Here is a 20,851-nt window from a genome sequence, read left to right as displayed (position 1 = left end):
AGAAAAATGAAAACATATAAAAAAATTATTCTATCTGTGCTCTTGGTTTCACCTGTATTATTTAATGCATGTACTAACTTAGACGAGAAGATATATAGTCAGCTAATCACTGATAATTATTACAATAACAAAAACGAAGTTATATCTGCGGTTTTAAGGCCATATACTCATGCAAATGCTTGGGCAACACCATCAGGTCAAGATGGATGGTGGAGACCATCAGAACTTTCTGGCGATCAGTTGGCTTGGCCAACAAAAGGAAGACATGGAGAAGATGGTGGTAAATGGAAACGTTTACACTATCATACTTGGTTGGTTGATGATGGACCATTGAATAACGCTTGGTCTTTAATGTATGGAGGTGTTGGATACTGTAACGATCCAATCGAAAACTTAGAAAAGCGTAACCTAGAGCAAATGGGCATAACCCAAATAGAAAAAGACGGTTATATTGCTGAATTGAAGCTTTTAAGAGCATATCACTATCTAAAATTGATGGATCTTTTTGGAAACATTCCGATAGTAACCCAAGTGGGTACTCCTGCAAAACCAGAGACTAGACCGCGTGCTGAAGTTTTTGCTTTTATCGAAAAAGAAATCAAAGATAATATTGATAAGGCACCAAACTTATCAAGAAATATGATTGGCCGAATGACTAAAGCTGGTGGTTATGCCATGTTGGTTGAGCTTTACTTAAATGCTGAAGTTTGGACAGGAACTGCTCGTTGGGATGACTGTATAGCTGCTGCTGATAAATTAATTAACAATGAAGCTGGTGGACAGAATGGAAATATGGAACTTGATGCAAATATTACCGATCAGTTTAAAAGCACAAATGATTTATCTAAAGAAGTGATTTTTGCTATTGCTTATGAATTTAGAATAGCTAACTCACAACCATCATGGACAGGTGAATTCTTCCATTTCCAACAAGACAGAATCTATGGCGGTTCTAGAAATGGAAATAATGGAGTGGTAATGGTTCCAGGTAACTACACAAAGTATAATAATGATGATCTGAGAAAAACAACTTGGTTATTACAAGGCCCTCAAGTTAGATTTGACAATGGGCAGCAAGCACTTGCTTCTGGTGGTAATGAGTACGATGGTCAACAAATTAATTTTGTTGATGAAATTCGTCGTGCCAAAGTAGGCTCTACAGTTTCTAACATGAGTGAAGGAGAAGAAAGCAGTGGTGTTCGTTTTAATAAATATAAATTAGGAAATAACGTTGCTGGTACGGTAGGTGGATTGCCTGTTGCAATTGATCTTAACTATAATTGTACAGACTGGAACTTATATCGCTTAACTTGGGTTTATTTTGCAAAAGCCGAAGCATTAATGCGTAAAAATGGTGGTACAGCAAATGCTCAAGCAGTTCAGTTGGTTAACGATTGCAAAAAACGTGCATTTACGACTGCGACTTGGCCTGCAAATGAATACACAACTGCAACTTTAACACTTGATGAGTTATTGAACGAAAGAGGTAGAGAATTTGTATTTGAAGGTTTCCGTCGCGATGATTTAATTCGTTTTGGTAAATTTCATACTGAAAGTTGGTGGGATCATACTCCTTCTGCAGCTTTCAGACAAATATTCCCAATTCCTTTAATTCAAAGAACATTAAACGAGAATATTAAACAAAACCCAGGATATTAATTTTGATACAAAAGGCGCTATTTGAAGCGCCTTTTTGTTGTTTTAAGCTTTTATATTTATGCTGTGCCGCCCTTTAACAAGCGTTTCTAAAACGATTAACATAAAAAATGTTAAATTGCGTTTCTATAATAGGCAAAATTTAAAAGCTGCAATTTTTATTTAGCTTTGAATTGATTAACTTAAAAGAAATCCAACCAAATGAAATCGCTTTCTATCAAAGATATAGCCGTAAAAGCAAATGTATCCATTACCACAGTTTCATTCATTATTAACGGTAAAGCAAAAGAGAAATCGATAAGCGAAGCAGTAATAGAGAAAGTAGAAAAAATTATCGAAGAAAGTGGTTATAAGCCTAATCAGATTGCAAGAAGTTTAAGAACCGGGAACTCCAATATCATTGGCTTAATTATCGAAGATATTTCCAATTCATTCTTTTCCAGGATTGCAAGGTTAATCGAGGATAAAGCCTATAAGCGAGGATATAAAATTATTTATTCCAGTACAGAAAACAGTATTGATAAAGCGAAGGAACTGATCAATATGTTCAAATCGCGAAAAGTTGATGCCTATATCATCTCCCCGATAAAAGGAATAGAAGAAGATATCCAGATGCTCCTGGATGATGGAAACCCGGTAATCCTGTTCGATAGAAATTTGCCAGACGTTAATACCAGCTATGTTGGAGCTGATCATTTTACTGCCTCATACCAATCTATACAGAGTTTTATCGATCAGGGTAAAAAGAACATCGCCTTGGTTACCACTGATATAAATGTGGAACAAATTATTGAGCGATATGATGGTTATAAAAAAGCGTTAGAGGATAACGGAATTAAATACGATGACAAACTGGTTTTAAAGATTCATTTTAACCAGGAAGAAAGCGATACTATTGCTCAGATTAAAGAACTCTTTGTAAATAAAAAAATCGATGCAGTATTATTTGCGACCAATTATTTAGCGATTAGCGGTTTAAAAGTATTGAAGAAGATCAATAAGAAAATAGGAGACGACTTTGCTGTTATTGCATACGATGATCATGAAGCTTTCGAACTGCATACGCCAGCTATCTCAACAGTTCAGCAGCCACTCGAAGAAATTGCAGAGAATGTGATTAAGCTAATTCTTAAACAACTGTCAACCAAAACTAAATTCGAGAATCAAGAGATCATTATTCCAGCTAAACTAATTATCAGGCATTAGTTTCTGGTAACTTAAATGTTACGTTAAGCTATTTTAAATATGATTTATATTTCTTTAATATTGAATTAGTAAAACGTTTTACTTTATTTGGCGTTTAACAACCGAAAATCCACTTTTGAACAGCATTATCTTCCGCAGCTTATTTCCAGCCTGGCATAAGATATTTGATAGATAAACTGGTAAAACGTTTTATCAACTGCAATGAAACCAAATATTAATTTATGAGAAAACTTTCCTTAGTAGCACTTTGTCTTTTTTTTAATTTAATTACAAAAGCACAAGATAAAGCACCCGCTTATCCATTAATTACACATGATGCATATTTCAGTATTTGGTCTTTTGGGGATGGGCTTAACCAATCGGTAACTAAACATTGGACGGGGAAGGAGCAATCTTTACTAGGTGTTATCAAGGTAGACGGGAAATTTTACCGGTTTTTAGGCGAAGAAAGTAAAAGCTTTAAAGAAATACTCCCAGCTGCTGATGCATTAAAATATCAGGCTAGTTACAGTTTCGATAAACCTGAAGCAGGCTGGGAAAATAACAGTTACAACGATAATGCCTGGAAAAAAGCCGAAGCCCCTTTTGGAGACGATAATTCTGCCAAAACAAAATGGAATAGCGATGATCTTTACTTTAGAAGAACCTTCAATATAGCCAATGTATCGGCTGCAAAAAAATACTTAAAACTCAATCACGATGATAATGTAATTGTTTATTTAAACGGAAAAGTAATATATAAGAAAAATGGCTGGGTTTCAGACTACACCTACCTGCCAATTAAAGACGGAATTCTACAAAAGGGTAAAAATGTATTGGCCATCTACGTTAAAAATACAGCTGGCGGCAGGTATTTAGATGCCGGGCTTGTAGAAGAAGATGCAGATAATGTAAACATTGCTCCTGCTACTCAAACCAATGTGTCCATCAAGGCTACGACTACCAGCTATACTTTTAGCTGTGGCCATGTAGAACTTCAGGTAGGTTTTACTTCTCCATTATTACTCAACGATATTAAATTAACAGCAAGGCCAATCAGTTATATCAATTATGCCGTAAAATCTACTGATGGCAAGCCGCACAGTGTAGATATTTTCTTTGGTGCATCATCAAACCTAGCCGTAAATACACCAAACCAAAGTGTTTCAGCATGGAAGAGTTCGAAAAACAATCTCTCTATCTTAAAAACAGGAACCGTAGAGCAGCCAGTGTTAAAGAAACGGGGAGATGACCTGCGTATTGATTGGGGCTATTTATATGTGGCCGTTCCCACCAAGTTTAATGCCACTCAATTTATAGGTACACAGAATGAAAGCTTAAAAAGTTTCGTCGATTCCAAATATCCTGAACAAGCACAGGTTTTAAATTCGAAAAGTCTAAACTTAAGCAGTATTATTCCTTTCGGTTCGGTTTCTTCAACCCCAGTAGATAAATATATGATGTTGGGTTATGATGACCTGAAATCGGTTGAATACTTTGGCGAAAAGCTGCAACCTGTTTGGAGACTTTCGGGTAGCCAACAGTTTGAAGATCAATTGGCCGAGGCCAATACCCAATATCCTTCGTTAAAAAACAAGTGTGCTATTTTTGACGCTAAACTATATGCCGACGCAGAAAAATCCGGGGGAAAAGAATATGCTGATATGTGTAAAATGGCTTATAGACAGGCTATTGCAGCGCACAAAATCGTATATGCCCCAAATGGGGATATTCTGTTCCTATCGAAAGAAAATTTTAGTAATGGATCAATCAATACAGTGGATGTAACTTATCCATCAGCGCCACAGTTTTTGGTCTACAACCCCGAATTGTTAAAAGGAATGTTGAATGGTATTTTTTATTATTCAGAAAGTGGAAAATGGAAGAAACCATTTGCTGCACACGATTTAGGTACTTATCCTTTAGCAAACGGCCAAACCTATGGCGAAGATATGCCTGTAGAAGAGGCTGGTAATATGATCATCTTAACTGCTGCAATTACCAAGGCAGAAGGAAATGTAAAGTATGCCGAGAAACATTGGGAAGTAATGTCTGTATGGGCAAACTATCTGCTGAGAGAAGGTTTCGATCCGGCCAATCAATTATGTACCGACGATTTTGCGGGACATTTGGCCAGAAATTCTAATTTATCGGTAAAAGCCATTGTAGCTTTAGGTGCTTATGCACAGATGGCGCAATTGTTAGGTAAGGCCGATGTAGCTACAAAATACAGAACCGCTGCTTTACAAATGGCCCGGAACTGGATGAAACTTGCCGATGATGGCGATCATTATGCTTTAACCTTTAACGATAAGAATACCTGGAGCCAGAAATACAACCTCGTTTGGGACAAGCTTTTAAAACTCGATCTTTTTCCGAAAGAAGTATATAAAAAGGAGATCAACTTTTATTTAACCAAACAAAAAGATTTTGGATTGCCATTGGATAGCCGTAGAACTTATACTAAGTCTGACTGGATTATGTGGACAGCTACTTTGGCTGATAACGAAACAGATTTTCGAAAATTTATAAGCCCGATATACCGTTTTGCAACCGAAACAGAGAGTAAGGTGCCATTGAGCGACTGGCATGAAACCACCAATGGAAAAATGACAGGCTTTCAGGCGAGAAGTGTTGTTGGCGGTTATTTCATCAAAATGTTGGCCGATAAATGGAATATTAAATAACCATATAAATCAGCATTTGCACGCCTATACCTAGGCTCGCAATTACTGATTTTTTTTAAAATACAGTCTGGTTTTGGTATATCAGCTGGAAAGAAGAATAAACACAAACAAATGAAACTAAAATTAATCGCATCCATTTTATGCTGCTTGGCTACCAAAGGCCTATTGGCACAGGAAAAAGATTGGGTTCACTACGTTAATACACTTCAGGGCACAAATTCTAAGCACGAACTCACCCGAGGGAATACTTATCCAACAACTGCACTGCCATTTGGCATGCACACCTGGACACCCCAAACAGGTAGAAATGGTGATGGTTGGAAATATCAATATTTTAAAGATAAAATCAGAGGCTTTCAGCAAGCGCATCAATGCAGTTCGTGGACGAGAGATTATGCGGTATTTTCTTTAATGCCCATGGTTGATGAACTGATTGTAAATGAAGATAAACGCGAAACTAAATTTAGCCATCAGGATGAGATTGCTAAACCAAACTATTATAAGGTAACATTCGAAAATGATATCACCACCGAAATTTCACCATCTGAGCGTGGTGCACACCTCAGGTTCAGCTATCCAAAAGGCAAAAGAAGCTTTTTAATTTTAGACGGATACAACAGGTTAAGCGGCGTTCAGATCTATCCTAAAGAAAATAAAATAACGGGCTGGGTAAACAATGGCGAAGGTTTTAAAAGAGGTTGGAAAAGTTATTTCGTAATCCAGTTCGATCAACCGATTAAATCTTACGGAACTTGGGAGAATAAACGTAATACCATTGCAAAAGACTCTATTTCTGCTGAAGGATTGGGAAAAGGCGCATTTGTACAGTTCGAATCTGGGACAAAGGTGCAGGTGAAAACCGCTTCATCTTATATCAGTTTACAACAGGCCGAACTCAATTTAAAAAGAGAACTGGGCAACGATAAGACTTTAGAAGATACCAAAGCCCATGCTGCTGCGGTGTGGAATAAATCGCTTGGTAAGATAGAAGTAGAAGGCGGATCGAAAGCAGATATGGAAACTTTTTATTCTTGCTTTTTTAGAGCAAGCCTATTCTCCAGAAAGTTTTATGAAATAAATGAAGCCGGGAAACCATATTACTTTAGTCCGTACGATGGTAAAGTACATGATGGATATATGTTTACTGATACCGGTTTCTGGGATACCTTCCGTGCGCAATTTCCACTAAACTCATTGGTGCAGCCAGAAATGCATGGCCGTTATATGCAGGCTATGCTCGATGCTTACGAGCAATGTGGTTGGTTGCCGTCATGGTCTTTTCCTAGCGAAGCAGGAAGCATGATTGGTAACCACGCAATTTCTTTACTAACCGATGCTTGGGCAAAAGGAATCAGAACATTTGATCCGAAAAAAGCGCTAGACGCTTATTATCACGAAGCAATGAATAAGGGGCCATGGGGCCCGGCAAATGGTAGGGATGGCGTAACCGAGTATAATCAATTGGGTTATGTTCCTTATCCAAAATACAGAGAAGCTACAGCCAAAACACTAGAGTATGCCTACGATGACTATTGCGCTTACCATTTGGCAGAAATGATAGGAGATAAGCATTATATGGAGCTTTTTGAAAAACCCATGTACAATTATAAAAATGTTTATGATCCTTCTACCCGTTTTATGAGGGGTAGGAACGCAGCGGGAAAATGGTCGCCAAATTTCGACCCAACGGAATGGGGAGGCCCATTTACTGAAGGAAATGCATGGCATTGGCAATGGTCAGTTTTTCAAGATACCAAAGGTTTAATTAATCTGATGGGAGGGAAAAGCAATTTTATCGCCAAGCTCGATTCTGTTTTCAGCGAACCGAATAAAGTAAATGTAGGTTCGTATGGAGGGATGATTCATGAAATGACCGAAATGGTAATGGCTAACATGGGCCAATATGCACATGGAAACCAGCCCATACAGCATATGGTTTATTTATATAATTATGCTAATCAACCCTGGAAAGCACAGTTTTATGCCCGTGAGGTGATGCATAAACTGTACAATGCCACAGAAAATGGGTATCCCGGAGATGAAGACCAGGGGCAAACTTCATCGTGGTATGTTTTAAGTGCACTAGGGTTTTACAGCGTAACGCCAGGTACTGGGGAGTACGTTTTAGGAAGCCCAGTATTTAAAAAAACGACTATTAATTTAGAAAATGGCAAAAAATTCGTCATCGAAGCACCGGCCAACAACGTTGCCAATGTTTATATAAAATCGGCAAGCTTAAATGGTAAAAATTATACTAAAAACTTTATAAACCATAGCGATTTGTTAAAAGGAGGGGTGTTAAAATTAGAGATGAATGTTAAACCTTCGTTAAACAGGGGGTTATTAGAAGAAGATAAGCCATTTTCGCTCAGTAAATAATATTGAATTGCTACTTTTGGCGAATTAATTCAGATTGATAAAGAATAGATAACAGAAATATATATAGAATGGAAAAGCCTGTTGCATTAGGTGTAGATATTGGCGGCTCGCATATTACGGCCGCATTGGTGGATTTAGAAACAAGAACTTTGGTGAAGGATTCTATCAAACGTAGCCCTGTGAATTCGCAGGAGAGTAGAGAAGTGATTTTATCGGCGTGGTGCGATATTATCGATAAGGCTTTTAAAAATATTAAAAACGGTGCCCGGAATGTTGGAATTGCCATGCCTGGTCCTTTTAATTATAGTGAAGGCATTTCATTAATTAAAGATCAGGATAAGTTTAAATCACTTTACAAGATCAATGTAAAAGAAGAATTATCCAAAAGGTTGGATATTCCCGTAGAGAATATTCACTTTATAAACGATGCAGCAGGTTTTTTACAAGGTGAGGTTTTTGCCGGTGCTGCCAAAGGAAATGCCAGTGTGTTGGGCTTAACGCTCGGTACAGGCCTGGGCTCATCGCTTTGTCTCAATTATAAAGCCTTTGATGCTGACCTTTGGAACTCCGAATTTTTAGACGGAATTGCCGAAGATTACTTATCTACGCGCTGGTTCGTAAAACGTTTTAATCAACTTAGTGGAAAAGTAGTAGCAGGAGTTAAAGAGCTGGTAGAAATTGTAGAAACCGATCATCATGCAACCATGGTTTTTATGGAATTCGGCTATAACCTGGCGCAGTTCCTCATCCCTATTATTAATAAACACAAAATAGACACTGTAATCGTTGGTGGTAATATTGCGCAATCTTTTAGTGCTTTTGCCCCCGAATTAATTGCAACCTTAAAAGGTAACGGCATCGACACGGAAATAAAAATATCCGAACTTAAAGAACATGCAGCGTTAATTGGTGCTGCAAGTTGCTGCGATTTAAGCTTAACTTAATCTGAGGAGAGGACTGCAGGTCATGATTTAACACAATTAGTCCTGCAGTCTATTCCTTTTTGTCTTTCTCTATAGCATAACTCTCTTTTTTCACGGCAATCCTATTAATCAATCGAATATTTTTAATTATTGATCTTTTTGCTTCAGTTTATTAAAAAATGGAATTAATTTTTCATCTGCAATATTATACTTATTATTGTTTAATAAAACGTTTTAGTGTAGTATTAAATCACTTTTAAAGTTTAACGATAAGGATATTTAAATTAAAATATACACCAACAAATCATGATTAAGAAGTTTTTAATTCTCGCATTTATATCTTTTATAGGTGCAAATACTTTTGCTCAAAATAGAGAAAGAGAATACAAAATTACCATTAACGATAAAGACAGCGCTACCAATGCTATAGTAGATGCTAAACTTAAGGCGGCTTTTTTTCAGGTCTACCCAAAATTTGCCCAGGCAGATGGATACCGTACCAAAAGAAATGTAGTATTAGATTTGGTAACTGAAGAAACTCCAACAATACAGGGCAAAGCTGGAGAAATTAAGGTAAACAGTGAATGGGTTAAAAACAAATCGCAAGGTAAAATCGAAAAGGAAATGTTTTCTGCACTTTCAAAAAACTGGGTTTCTTACAGTAAAGAAAAACACAAAGGCTATGAATTAACATTTATCAGCAAAGATCCGAATTTAGATCCAACGGTAAGAAAGAAGCTAATTGCTACTTATTTCGAAATCTATCCAACCCTGGTTAAGACATTTAATGATAAATCTACACATGATGTACTTTTTGTGGTAGATACAGCCTATAAAGCAGTTGCAGAAGCAAGCGGAAATAGAATTTTGTTTAGTGCTGGTTACATGAAGTCGCACCCAACCGATATTGATGTGGTAACACACGAAACCATGCATATTGTGCAGGGCTATGGCTATAGTGCCGGCCCGGTTTGGTTAACCGAAGGCATTGCTGATTATGTACGCTATAAATATGGAGTTGATAATGTAGGCTCGAAATGGAGTTTGCCAGATTATAACGAAAAGCAGAGTTATAAAAATAGTTACCGTATTACTGCAAGGTTTTTTGCATGGTTAGAGCAAAATGTTAAACCAGGCTTAATTGCTACTTTAGATCAACAGTTAAGAGCGCACCAATACAGCGAGCAATCTTGGGCAGCCCTAACAGGGAAAACTGTCGACCAGCTTTGGGAAGATTACAGTAAAGAACCGCAAAAGGTAAGCCTTACGTATAGCAGTAAAAAATAAGAAATTTATCTACATAGAAAAACCGTCCTCTCGACTGAAACGCAGTGGAATGGAGAGATCTATATAGATAGATTTAGCTTCGCTGAGCCTTCGGGTTCTCGACTCCGTTGCACTACGCTCGAAATGACGACCACTTTAGAAGAAAATTTACAAAGAAGCCAAGTTTACAAGCTATGTGCAAATAAAAACTTGCCTTCTCTAGTGCGTTTTTTGTAAAAATAATCATGACTAAAGTAAAATTTTTGATCATTTACTAAATCGTTTTACATATTATATTTATTTTGCAGAACTAAACACGCTAACCAAAGTAAAATCCGTCACAAACAAAATATAAACAGATGAAAAAAATAGTTACTTTTTCGATTTTCGTAATGCTTATTTTGACTTTTTTAACTCATTTAGAAGCACAGGAAATAACAAAGAAGAGTGGTTATACCTTATCGTTCGAGAGCAATTTTAAGGAATTAGACCCTCAGTTGAAGAAACGACTAATCAAAACTTTTTTCGAAGTTTACCCAAAACTGTCCAAAGAGTATAATCCATCCACCATAAAAGAAGTGAAATTTTTTGTAGATACGGCTTACCAAGGTGTGGCGGCAACTGCTGATGGCAAAGTAACCTTCAGTTCGATCTGGATGGTGAAACATCCTGAAGATATTGATGTAGTAACCCATGAAGTAATGCACATCGTACAGGATTATGGCCGGAGTGTTGGTCCAGGTTGGTTAACCGAAGGTATTGCCGATTATGCCCGCTATAAATTCGGCGTAGACAATGCAGGTGCCAAATGGTCGCTTCCTGCGCTAAAACCAGATCATTCTTATAAAAACAGCTACCGCATTACAGCAGGTTTTTTTGCCTGGATGGAGAAAAGTGTAAAGCCAGGTATGATTAAAACCGTTGATGCTTCTTTAAGGGACCACACTTATACCAAAGATATCTGGACAAAATTAACAGGTAAAGATTTAGATGCACTTTGGGCAGATTACGTTAAAAATTCGGAAGTTTAAATTAAATACAAGCATATAAAAAACACAAACACAACAAATGAAAAGATTATTTATCGCCTTATTGAGTGTTGCGGCGTCAACCAGCTTCGCACAAACAATAGGCAAAATTACAGATCCGGTAGATTGGATAAACCCTTTAATGGGAACGGCATCCAATCCATCACTATCTAACGGGAACACCTACCCGGCAATTGGTTTGCCTTGGGGAATGAACATGTGGACACCACAAACTGGTAAAAACGGCGATGGATGGGCTTATGTTTACGATGCCGACAAAATCCGTGGCTTTAAACAAACACATCAGCCTTCTCCTTGGATGAACGATTACGGCGCTTTCTCTATTATGCCTGTTACCGGTAAATTAAGATTTACTGATGATGACCGCGCCAGCTGGTTCAGCCACAAAGCCGAGGTTTCTAAACCATATTATTATAGCGTTTATTTAGCAGATGCTGATGTAACGACCGAAATTACGCCTACAGAAAGAGCAGCTCAATTCAGGTTTACTTTCCCTAAAACCGATAGTGCTTATGTAGTAGTTGATGCGCAGAATAAAGGATCTTATATTAAAATTATTCCAGCTGAAAGAAAAATTATTGGTTATACCACTAAATATGCCCGTGGTCCACTGCCTAAAAATTTCAAAAATTACTTTGTAATCTATTTCAACAAAGATTTCAAGTTGGCTAAAACCTGGGATGATAAAAAACTTAATGATAAAGATTTAGAATTAACTGTAGATCATGCTGGTGCAGTGATCGGTTTCGCTACACAAAAAGGTGAGCAGGTAATTGCAAAAGTTGCTTCTTCTTTTATCAGTTTCGAACAGGCCGATTTAAACTTAAAAAGAGAGTTGGCTAATGATGGTTTCGACGCTACAAAAGCAAAGGGCAGAGCAACCTGGAACAAAACTTTAAGCAAAATTAGTGTTGAAGGTGGTACGATCGACCAAACCCGTACCTTCTATTCAGCCATGTACCGCACCTTGTTCTTCCCGAATAAATTATATGAAATTGATGCACAAAACCAGATTGTACACTGGAGTCCTTACAACGGGCAGGTTTTGCCAGGGTACATGTTTGCTGGAACGGGTTTCTGGGATACTTTTAGGGCATTATATCCTTTCTTAAACCTGGTTTATCCTTCAATCAACAAGGAAATGCAACAAGGCTTAATCAACGATTATAAAGAAGGTGGTTGGTTGCCTGAGTGGAGCAGCCCGGGTTATGCAAACATTATGGTGGGTAACAACTCAGCTTCGGTGGTTTCTGATGCTTATATTAAAGGTATGCGTGGTTACGATATCGAAACGTTGTGGCAGGCTTTAAAACATGGTGCAAACAACGAAGGCCCAATGGAAGCCGTTGGCCGCGATGGTGTTAAATATTACAACGAATTGGGTTATGTACCTTTCGATGTGAAAAAGAATGAAAATGCGGCTAAAACATTAGAATATTCTTATGATGATTTTACCATTTACCAGTTGGGAAGAGCTTTAGGTAAACCGGCATCAGAGATCGATATCTATAAGAAAAGAGCCATGAACTACAAGAACCTGTTCGATCCGGCTTCGGGTTTAATGCGTGGCAAAAATCAGGATGGAACTTTCCAAAGTCCATTCAGTCCATTTAAATGGGGTGGTGCATTTACCGAGGGCAATAGCTGGCACTATACCTGGTCTGTTTTCCAGGATGTTGATGGATTGGCCAAATTAATGGGCGGCCATAGTAAATTTGTAACCAAACTGGATTCAGTTTTTTCAATGCCTCCGGTATTTGATGAGAGTGCTTACGGTGGTGTAATTCACGAAATTCGCGAAATGCAAATTGCAAACATGGGCCAGTACGCACATGGTAACCAACCGATACAACACATGATTTACCTGTACAACTACGGTGGTGCGCCTTATAAAACGCAATATTGGGTGAGAGAAACCATGAACAGAATGTACAAACCTACTCCTGATGGATATTGTGGTGACGAAGATAACGGACAAACTTCTGCCTGGTATGTTTTCTCGGCAATGGGCTTCTACCCGGTAACACCAGCTGTTGATCAGTATGTTTTAGGCGCCCCTTTGTTTAAAAAGGTAACGGTTACTTTAGAAAATGGTAAAACTGTTGTGATTAATGCCGCGGCCAATAGCGATAACAATCGTTATGTCCAATCATTGCAGATGAATGGTAAGCCATATTCTAAAAATTGGATCAGCCACAGTGGTTTGCAAAAAGGTGCGGTGCTAAATTTCAATATGACAGCAATGCCTAACAAAACAAGAGGTTCGAACCCAGCTGATTTCCCTTATTCATTATCAACAGAAAAATAGAAACAATAGAGACTGTATCATAATTATAGAATTGTCATCCTGTCCAAAGGACTCCTACGGAGAGCCTGTCGAAGGACGGATTAAGTTTACACTTTATGATACAGCCTCATTTTTTAGGAAAAATCTTTAGTCCTAATTAAACTAAAACTAACAAACCAAGTATATGAACATCTCAAAGACGGGTTTTACAGCCATTTTCTGGCTTTGCGGAACCCTGTTGGCATTTGGCCAGCGTATTGATCTAAAAGATCTTTCAGCCTTTAAAAACCCTTCAAATTCATGGTCACTCGCCCAAAATGTGGTGGCCGATCTAAACGCCGAAAATGTTTTAAAAACAACCAGAGGCGAAGGAATATTGATCAATCAATCTACAGCAAAAAAAGCAGGTTCTGATTTATACACTATAAACGAATATGGTGACATAGCATTAGAATTAGATTATTTAACTGCAAAAGGAACAAATTCAGGTATTTATCTTCAAGGTAATTACGAAATTCAGATTGATGATTCATGGGGATTGAAAAACCCAAGTTCATCAAACAATGGTGGTATTTATCAACGCTGGGACGATAGCAAACCGGAAGCCGAGAAAGGGTTTGGTGGCGTTGCTCCCCGTCAGAATGCAAGTAAGGCGCCAGGTTTATGGCAGCACATTAAAATTATCTTCCAGGCACCAAAATTTGATGCATCAGGAAAGAAAACCCAAAATGCTAAAATCATCAGTGTAGAACTAAACGGTGTGTTGATTCATGAAAATGTTGAATTATTTGGTGCAACCAGAGGAGCTGCAGGAGCTGAAAAAGCAAAGGGACCTTTACGCTTACAAGGTGATCACGGTTCGGTAGCATTCAGAAATATCCAAATTAATGAACTATCAGAAATTCCAAAACCAAATCAAAACGGTGGAGCAGATCCAATCTACATTGAAGCAGCAAGCAACAACATGATCAGAAGTTTTGTTGATGTTGCGCCAAGAGTACGCTCGGTACATGCTATTTCGGTAGGTGGACCAGAAAAAGTTGCTTATAGTTACGATTTAGATAATGGTACATTATTACAGGGATGGCATGGCGATTTTATAGATGCTACACCAATGTGGGATGGCCGCGGAAACGGAACTTCGCGAGCTATGGGAAGTGTTACCCGTTTCACTAAAAAACCTATTTTGGCCATTTCAAAATTAGCGAACGATCAGGCTAAATGGATTGCCGATACGGCTGGTACTGGTTTCAGAACCAAAGGTTATGTAATGGATAAACAAGACCGTCCGGAGTTTAAGTACATCATTAATGGAACAAATGTTACCGATGCCGTTAAGGTGATGGAAAATGGACAAGGTTTAACCAGAGAGATTGCTGTTGATAAACCATCAAAAGAGCTATATTTCCTATTGGCAACCGCTTCTAATATCGAGGAAGTAGACAAAGGTTTATACCTGATTGATGATAAATCTTACTATATCCAACTTGCTGAAGGATCTGCTAAACCAGTAATCAGAGAAGTTGATGGCAAGAAAGAAGTTATCGTAGCTATTGGAACTAAGTTAAATTATACCATTTTGTTTTAATTAGAATGACAATGAGAAATACATTTAAAAAATTAGCAATACTGGCATTAAGTTTTAGCTTTACTACAGTTTTTGCACAAGAAACACCGAAAGAAGAAGATTTTTTCAAGATAAATAAAGTACGCTTACCAGAAGGTCCCATTTTAGAAGTTGGTGGTCTGATCACCCTACCGAATGGCGATTTAGGCATTTCTACCCGTAGAGGAGAAGTGTACATTGTAGAAAACCCTACAAGTGCTAAACCTTACTGGCGCAGATTTGCTTATGGTTTGCACGAAATTTTGGGCATCGCCTATAAAAATGGTGCATTATATGTGGCACAACGTGGCGAATTGACCAAATTGGTTGATAAAGATCAGGATGGCAAAGCCGATGTATACGAAACCATTTATGCATGGCCTTTAAGCGGTCACTACCACGAATATAGTTTTGGTCCGAAGTTAATGCCCGATGGTACTTTTATGGTTACCGGAAACGTGGCCTTTGGCGATGAAGAATGGTGGCGTGCCGAAAGTCGGGTACCAATGCGTGGTTGGGCCATGAACATTACTGAAGATGGTAAAATGAGCCCTTATGCTGCGGGTTTCCGTTCGCCAGCGGGGATCGGCACTATTGACGGCCAATTCTATTATACCGAAAACCAGGGCGACTGGGTAGGTTCTGGCGGCCTGTGGAAAGTAAACAAAGGCGATTTTATGGGTCATCCAGCCAGTTTAAGATGGACCAACTTACCAAACTCTCCTGTTAAACTGCAATCAGATTTCTTTTACTCGCAAATAGACGAGCGTAGAACCAAAAACGAACAAGGAAGATACATTAAGCCAGAGAATAGGGTAAACGAAACGTTTAAAACCTTATTTGAAATGAAGAAAGTATTCCCTGAATTACGTTTGCCATCAGTTTGGTTGCCTTATGGTATTTTGGGAATTTCTTCTGCAGAACCTGTTAAAATTCCTGCAAATACATTTGGTCCGTTCGCTGGTCAGATTTTAGTTGGCGATCAGGGAATGAGTATCATTTCGCGGATTTTTATGGAGACGGTGAAAGGTGAGGAACAAGGTGCTGCTTTCCTTTTCCGTAAAGGTTTCCGTTCAGGCGTATTGAGGTTAGAGTGGGGTACTGATGGTTCATTATTTGTTGGAGAAACCAACCGCGGTTGGGGATCTGCAGGTGATGCCAACGAGGGTTTAGAAAGATTGGTATACAACAATAAAACCCCTTTCGAAATGAAAGCCGTTAGGGCAATGCCTGATGGTTTTGAAGTAGAATTTACCATGCCTGTTGATCGTAAATCGGCTGAAGATTTAGCTTCATATGACGCAGAAAGTTTTATTTACAAATATCACCCAGTATATGGTTCACCTCCTGTAAATACAGCGAAACTAAAAATCTCTGGGGTTAAAGTCTCAGCAGATGGATTAAAAGCCAGAATTATTGTACAAAACCTTCGTCAATATTATATCCATACCTTAACATTAGATGGTTTAAGATCGCAAGATGGTTTTTATTCTTTGGTTCACCCGGTAGCTTATTACACCTTGAACCAAATTCCTGATGGAAATAAACTTTCTGCCAGCGAAATGAGTACCAAAAACTCGGCGGCACCTGTAAATGTTCCTGCTAAGAAAACAACTGCACCAAAGGCAACAACTGGAAAAACACCTGAAGCAAAAGGAACGGCAACTCCGGCTAAGCCTGCTGCTACAGCTAAGGCACCTACCTTTAAAGAAGTTGAGGGTTTGTTAACTAAAAATACTTGCCTGGCGTGTCATAATCAAACCAAAAGACAAATTGGCCCGCCATTCGTAGAAATTGCAAAACGTAAGTATTCAGCAGAGAAAATATTTCAGTTGATCCACAACCCACAACCACAAAATTGGCCGGGTTACTCAACAGAAATGCCTCCAATGCCGCAAGTAACCAAAGCAGAAGCTTTAAAAATTGCAGGCTGGATAAATTCTTTAAATAAATAAGATAGTTTAATTGTTAGGAAACGGTTGGTAGAAATATCAGCCGTTTTTTGTTTTACAGCAAAAAGAAATGGGGATTCCACTATTGCAGAATCCCCATCATCTAAATTAACGCTCTCATATACATAAACGCTATAAAAACGATTTATTGCATCAGTTGTAATTTTTTTTTCGTTTTTGCGATGTTTATCATTTAAACCTATTCTTACTTTATGCTACTACAGATAGGGCCCAACAGGATGTAGAAAGACCTGTCATTACCCAATAAAATATGAATTATTAACCTACTGCCAATAATAGTTACAGATACCTATCCTAGGTGCCTGCTGGCGGGCAGCGTCGGCCCTGACTTACCGCAGCAAGTGCCAAAAAAGACACTGGCTTTACCTTTTAGGTAACCAAAAGGTAATGAAAAGGTAACCAAAGGGTTAAGCTGGGGTTAACTTGGTGTACAGAAAGGGTAAAGAATAGGTAAACAAATCTTTCGTTTTTTTTTAAAATTATTCACTCTTTGTTGCACATCGCATCGGGATTGCCATTAATGATGTTTACGATCTTTCTATTAAAATATCATCTAAAAGAAATGGGGATTCCACTATTGCAGAATCCCCATCATCTAAATTAACGCTCTCATATACATAAACGCTATAAAAAGAAATTATTGCATCAGCTATAATTTTTTTTTCATTTTTTGGGATATTATCATTTAAACCTATTTTTACTCTATGGCTACTATAGATAAAACCCAACAAGATGCAGAAAAACTGGCTGCTGCCCTGGCTGCAGTAAAATTTGTTAAAGATGGCGATATAGTAGGCCTGGGTACCGGATCTACCACAACCTTTGCCATTAACGAATTAGGCAAACGTGTAAAAGACGGACTTAAGATAAAGGCAGCTGCAAGTTCCATCCGAACAGAAGAGCTTGCGAAATCACTAGGCATCGAAATTCTTGATCTTGGGCGTTTAAGCAAAATTGACATTAGTATTGATGGGGCTGACGAATTCACTGAATCACTAGATCTGATTAAAGGCGGAGGTGGGGCACTGTTTAGAGAGAAAATTATTGCTTCCCTGAGTAAAAATGCCATCATCATTACCGATGCTTCTAAAAAAGTGAAAAAATTGGGTGCTTTTACCGTCCCTATCGAAGTAATACCATTGGCCTGCCAATATGTATCCGATCAAATTAATGAACTAGGGGGAAGTGGTGTATTGAGATCTGTAGAAGGCCGAACATTTATTACCGATAACGGTAACCTGATTATCGACGCCGATTTTGGCCTCATTGATGATCCTGCAAAACTATCTTCTGATCTCAATCAGATTAATGGATTATTGGCCCATGGTTTATTTATTAACATCACTTCAAAAGTAATTATGAGCGAAGGGACAGATATCATCATTTTTGAATAGCTATTAGTTCACGGGTTCATTAGCCATTGGTTCATTGTTTAAATCGATTAATCGACTTCGGACTCTGGACTACTGACTTCGGACTAATCAACAATTTCACCGATAATTTCCCCTTTTCTTAAATTCCCTTAAATTTTTTACCGACAGTTTTATTTCACTCACCGATAAAACATCACAACTTAGGGAAAAGCCATTCTCCAGCTCTGGTATTCGTGATACATTTGATTCATAAAACAAACGGTCATGGAAAATTTAATCAAAAAAAATCACGCAGATAAACAATTTGGTCTAGGCATTTTAATCATCGCCATCGGTTCGGTGTTCTTGTTAAGGAACTCAGGAATAGATGTTCCGCATTGGATATTGAAATGGCACACCATTATGTTAGGTATCGGTTTGTGGATGGGTTACCGTAAAAACTTCCAAGGGAGTAGCTGGTTAGCATTAACTATAATAGGTGGTTTATTTACCCTTAAAGCGATAACCATTTTTGATTTCGACCTGTCAAGAATCAGTACAGCTTTAATATTAATCGGATTAGGCCTGTATGTAATTCTAAAACCTAAAAAAGTGCAAACCTTCGATCAGTATTTTGAAAAGAAACCAGTTGATTTTACTGATAAAGAAAGCTAAAATTCTTAACTCCATCATATATCTTAAAAAGGGACATTTTTTAACAGTGTCCCTTTTTTGTGCTTAATGGCAGAGGGCACGGAGCTTGGAGATTTGATCGCCATGGGCTCTGCTCCATGCACTTTGCCCTCTGCTAAAAAAGAAACGGGGATTCCACCCTAAGGCAGTATCCCCGTCATCTAAATTAACGCTCTCACATACATAAACGCTGTAAATAGAATATATTGTGTACAGCTTAAAATTTTTTTATTTTTTTTCTGCAAATGCCGTTACACCTGTAAAACAGGTACGGCTTTATGGTATTTGTTCCGGTACTCAATTGGTGTTAAACCGGTAATTTTTTTGAAAACATCTCTAAACGATTTTGTATCTGTATAACCTACATCAAACATTACCTCAGTTATATTTTTTATGCTTGATTCGAAACTTCGTTTGGCAGCTTCAATTTTAACCCTTTGAATATATTCGATTACTGTATTTTTGGTGGCACTTTTAAACCTCCGTTCGAAACTTCTTCTTCCCAATGCCAGCATATCTGCCAGTTGATCTACAGTAATCCGGTCTTGGTAATTCCCATCAATAAATTCCTGCGCCTTTTTAATTTTTACATCTTCATGGCCCTTTTGGCCTTGAAACATCATAAATGCGAGCTGACTTTCGCGATCGATATCAATAGCGAAGTATTTAGCTGCTAAAATGGCGGTATCCCTATCTGTATGTTTCTCAACCAGGTATAAAAGTAAGTTCCAGTAAGAGTTTGCACCACCGCTAGAGTATAAACCCTGAGCATCAGTAATAATACTGCCATCTACTAGCTCTACTTTAGGGAACATCTCTCTAAACTGATTGGCAAACAGCCAATGCGTAGAACATTTCCGTCCATCTAATAAACCCGTTGCAGCCAGTAAAAAAGCACCCATACACAGCGAGGCCACTTCTGCACCTTTAGCATGATGTTTTATAATCCATGGCAGTAGATCCTGATTGGCTTCCATTGCATAACCTATATTGCCGCTAATGGCTGGCACAAAGATAAGGTCGGTATGCTCAACCTCATGTAGCAGTTTATCGGCGTGAACTGAGAAAAGGCTGTTGTTCAACCTTACTTCTTTCGTCATCCCTATCAGCTCAACTTTAAAAAGCGGAAGCTTGCCCGATGCCTGTAAAAATTCATTAACAGCGGTAAATAGATAGCGGGGATCTGCAATGGCTTCGATCACGGCAGTCTCTGGAATTAAGATAGATACATGTTTCATAATTCAAATATAACGAGGCTATTTGTCGTAAACAACCCCCGCAATTGTCGTTTCTGCAGGTTAAGGTTGTTAATTTCTGCCCGTATGTTTGTGTTGTTAATCGTTTACAGTTAAATCTTTAAAGCGGTAATTCCGATAATGACAATGGAAGCGTATATTTTAAATGAAGATATTAAGGTGATGTGCATTACTGCCGAATCTTTCCCCAATGGGGTTTTAGCTGCACACCAAAAACTTCATGCCCTGTTTCCCTTGGATAAGCAACGCAGGTATTTTGGGATAAGCAGACCTAACGAAAATAGGGAGATTATTTACAGGGCTGCCGTTGAAGAAATAACAGCTGGAGAAGCCGAAAAATTTGATCTGGAAACTTTTACAATAAAGAAAGGAGCATTTATCAGTGAGCTAATTCCAGATTTTATGAAAGATGTTAGCCAAATAGGAAAGGTCTTCGAAAAACTGCTCGATCAACCCAACATCGATCCAAACGGCTATTGCCTTGAAATGTATATTAACGAAACCGATGTGCGCTTAATGGTAGGCATCAAAAAATAAAA

Annotated in this window: 14 protein-coding genes; 13 read left to right on the top strand and 1 reads right to left on the bottom strand. The window is 38.2% G+C overall.

Annotated elements, in window-relative coordinates:
* Window positions 1–6 precede the first annotated feature (6 nt).
* The 12 genes from EZ456_RS20595 (at window position 7) to EZ456_RS20540 (ending at window position 19,038) form a co-directional block, all read left to right on the top strand.
* The gene (locus EZ456_RS20595; protein WP_131533413.1) at window positions 7–1,659 is read left to right on the top strand and encodes a RagB/SusD family nutrient uptake outer membrane protein; all 1,653 of its coding nucleotides are present in this window, start codon (window positions 7–9) and stop codon (window positions 1,657–1,659) included.
* 198 nt (window positions 1,660–1,857) lie between these two features.
* Complete coding sequence (locus tag EZ456_RS20590) at window positions 1,858–2,862, top strand: LacI family DNA-binding transcriptional regulator (RefSeq protein WP_131533411.1); 1,005 nt, start codon at window positions 1,858–1,860, stop codon at window positions 2,860–2,862.
* A gap of 221 nt (window positions 2,863–3,083) precedes the next feature.
* A complete protein-coding gene (locus tag EZ456_RS20585) occupies window positions 3,084–5,528 on the top strand; it encodes a glutaminase family protein (RefSeq protein ID WP_131533409.1) in 2,445 nt (814 codons plus the stop codon).
* 111 nt (window positions 5,529–5,639) lie between these two features.
* Window positions 5,640–7,907: a GH92 family glycosyl hydrolase gene (locus tag EZ456_RS20580; RefSeq protein ID WP_131533407.1), complete on the top strand. Its 2,268-nt coding sequence runs from the start codon at window positions 5,640–5,642 to the stop codon at window positions 7,905–7,907.
* Window positions 7,908–7,975: 68 nt separating this feature from the next.
* A complete protein-coding gene (locus EZ456_RS20575) occupies window positions 7,976–8,851 on the top strand; it encodes an ROK family protein (RefSeq protein WP_131533405.1) in 876 nt (291 codons plus the stop codon).
* Between the two features lie 285 nt (window positions 8,852–9,136).
* Window positions 9,137–10,117, top strand: a complete 981-nt coding sequence (locus tag EZ456_RS20570; protein ID WP_131533403.1) for a basic secretory protein-like protein — start codon at window positions 9,137–9,139, stop codon at window positions 10,115–10,117.
* A gap of 338 nt (window positions 10,118–10,455) precedes the next feature.
* Window positions 10,456–11,127: a basic secretory protein-like protein gene (locus tag EZ456_RS20565; protein WP_131533401.1), complete on the top strand. Its 672-nt coding sequence runs from the start codon at window positions 10,456–10,458 to the stop codon at window positions 11,125–11,127.
* 37 nt (window positions 11,128–11,164) lie between these two features.
* Window positions 11,165–13,453: a GH92 family glycosyl hydrolase gene (locus EZ456_RS20560; RefSeq protein WP_131533399.1), complete on the top strand. Its 2,289-nt coding sequence runs from the start codon at window positions 11,165–11,167 to the stop codon at window positions 13,451–13,453.
* Between the two features lie 163 nt (window positions 13,454–13,616).
* Window positions 13,617–15,020 carry a 3-keto-disaccharide hydrolase gene (locus EZ456_RS20555; protein ID WP_131533397.1) on the top strand — a complete coding sequence of 468 codons (1,404 nt, stop codon included), beginning with the start codon at window positions 13,617–13,619 and terminating at the stop codon, window positions 15,018–15,020.
* Between the two features lie 11 nt (window positions 15,021–15,031).
* Window positions 15,032–16,993 (top strand): hypothetical protein, encoded by a 1,962-nt coding sequence (locus EZ456_RS20550; protein ID WP_131533395.1) that lies wholly within the window; start codon window positions 15,032–15,034, stop codon window positions 16,991–16,993.
* 722 nt (window positions 16,994–17,715) lie between these two features.
* Window positions 17,716–18,405, top strand: a complete 690-nt coding sequence (gene rpiA, locus EZ456_RS20545) for a ribose-5-phosphate isomerase RpiA (protein ID WP_131533393.1) — start codon at window positions 17,716–17,718, stop codon at window positions 18,403–18,405.
* A gap of 243 nt (window positions 18,406–18,648) precedes the next feature.
* The gene (locus tag EZ456_RS20540) at window positions 18,649–19,038 is read left to right on the top strand and encodes a LiaF transmembrane domain-containing protein (protein ID WP_205945142.1); all 390 of its coding nucleotides are present in this window, start codon (window positions 18,649–18,651) and stop codon (window positions 19,036–19,038) included.
* Window positions 19,039–19,307: 269 nt separating this feature from the next.
* Here the strand turns inward: EZ456_RS20540 and EZ456_RS20535 are convergent, their stop codons facing one another.
* A complete protein-coding gene (locus EZ456_RS20535; RefSeq protein WP_131533391.1) occupies window positions 19,308–20,294 on the bottom strand; it encodes a GlxA family transcriptional regulator in 987 nt (328 codons plus the stop codon).
* Between the two features lie 144 nt (window positions 20,295–20,438).
* Between EZ456_RS20535 and EZ456_RS20530 the strand changes: the two genes are divergently transcribed.
* Complete coding sequence (locus EZ456_RS20530; RefSeq protein ID WP_131533389.1) at window positions 20,439–20,849, top strand: transcriptional regulator; 411 nt, start codon at window positions 20,439–20,441, stop codon at window positions 20,847–20,849.
* The last annotated feature ends 2 nt before the right edge of the window (window positions 20,850–20,851 follow it).

The sequence above is a fragment of the Pedobacter psychrodurus genome (assembly GCF_004331735.1).
Lineage (GTDB): Bacteria > Bacteroidota > Bacteroidia > Sphingobacteriales > Sphingobacteriaceae > Pedobacter > Pedobacter psychrodurus.
This window is presented reverse-complemented; position numbering and strand designations above follow the sequence as displayed.

What these genes read in the sequence shown, in the direction of transcription:
- EZ456_RS20595 (WP_131533413.1), top strand. Translation starts at nt 7, where the DNA reads ATGAAAACATATAAAAAAATTATTCTATCTGTGCTCTTGGTTTCACCT.
- EZ456_RS20590 (WP_131533411.1), top strand. Translation starts at nt 1,858, where the DNA reads ATGAAATCGCTTTCTATCAAAGATATAGCCGTAAAAGCAAATGTATCC.
- EZ456_RS20585 (WP_131533409.1), top strand. Translation starts at nt 3,084, where the DNA reads ATGAGAAAACTTTCCTTAGTAGCACTTTGTCTTTTTTTTAATTTAATT.
- EZ456_RS20580 (WP_131533407.1), top strand. Translation starts at nt 5,640, where the DNA reads ATGAAACTAAAATTAATCGCATCCATTTTATGCTGCTTGGCTACCAAA.
- EZ456_RS20575 (WP_131533405.1), top strand. Translation starts at nt 7,976, where the DNA reads ATGGAAAAGCCTGTTGCATTAGGTGTAGATATTGGCGGCTCGCATATT.
- EZ456_RS20570 (WP_131533403.1), top strand. Translation starts at nt 9,137, where the DNA reads ATGATTAAGAAGTTTTTAATTCTCGCATTTATATCTTTTATAGGTGCA.
- EZ456_RS20565 (WP_131533401.1), top strand. Translation starts at nt 10,456, where the DNA reads ATGAAAAAAATAGTTACTTTTTCGATTTTCGTAATGCTTATTTTGACT.
- EZ456_RS20560 (WP_131533399.1), top strand. Translation starts at nt 11,165, where the DNA reads ATGAAAAGATTATTTATCGCCTTATTGAGTGTTGCGGCGTCAACCAGC.
- EZ456_RS20555 (WP_131533397.1), top strand. Translation starts at nt 13,617, where the DNA reads ATGAACATCTCAAAGACGGGTTTTACAGCCATTTTCTGGCTTTGCGGA.
- EZ456_RS20550 (WP_131533395.1), top strand. Translation starts at nt 15,032, where the DNA reads ATGAGAAATACATTTAAAAAATTAGCAATACTGGCATTAAGTTTTAGC.
- rpiA (WP_131533393.1), top strand. Translation starts at nt 17,716, where the DNA reads ATGGCTACTATAGATAAAACCCAACAAGATGCAGAAAAACTGGCTGCT.
- EZ456_RS20540 (WP_205945142.1), top strand. Translation starts at nt 18,649, where the DNA reads ATGGAAAATTTAATCAAAAAAAATCACGCAGATAAACAATTTGGTCTA.
- EZ456_RS20535 (WP_131533391.1), bottom strand. Translation starts at nt 20,294, where the DNA reads ATGAAACATGTATCTATCTTAATTCCAGAGACTGCCGTGATCGAAGCC.
- EZ456_RS20530 (WP_131533389.1), top strand. Translation starts at nt 20,439, where the DNA reads ATGGAAGCGTATATTTTAAATGAAGATATTAAGGTGATGTGCATTACT.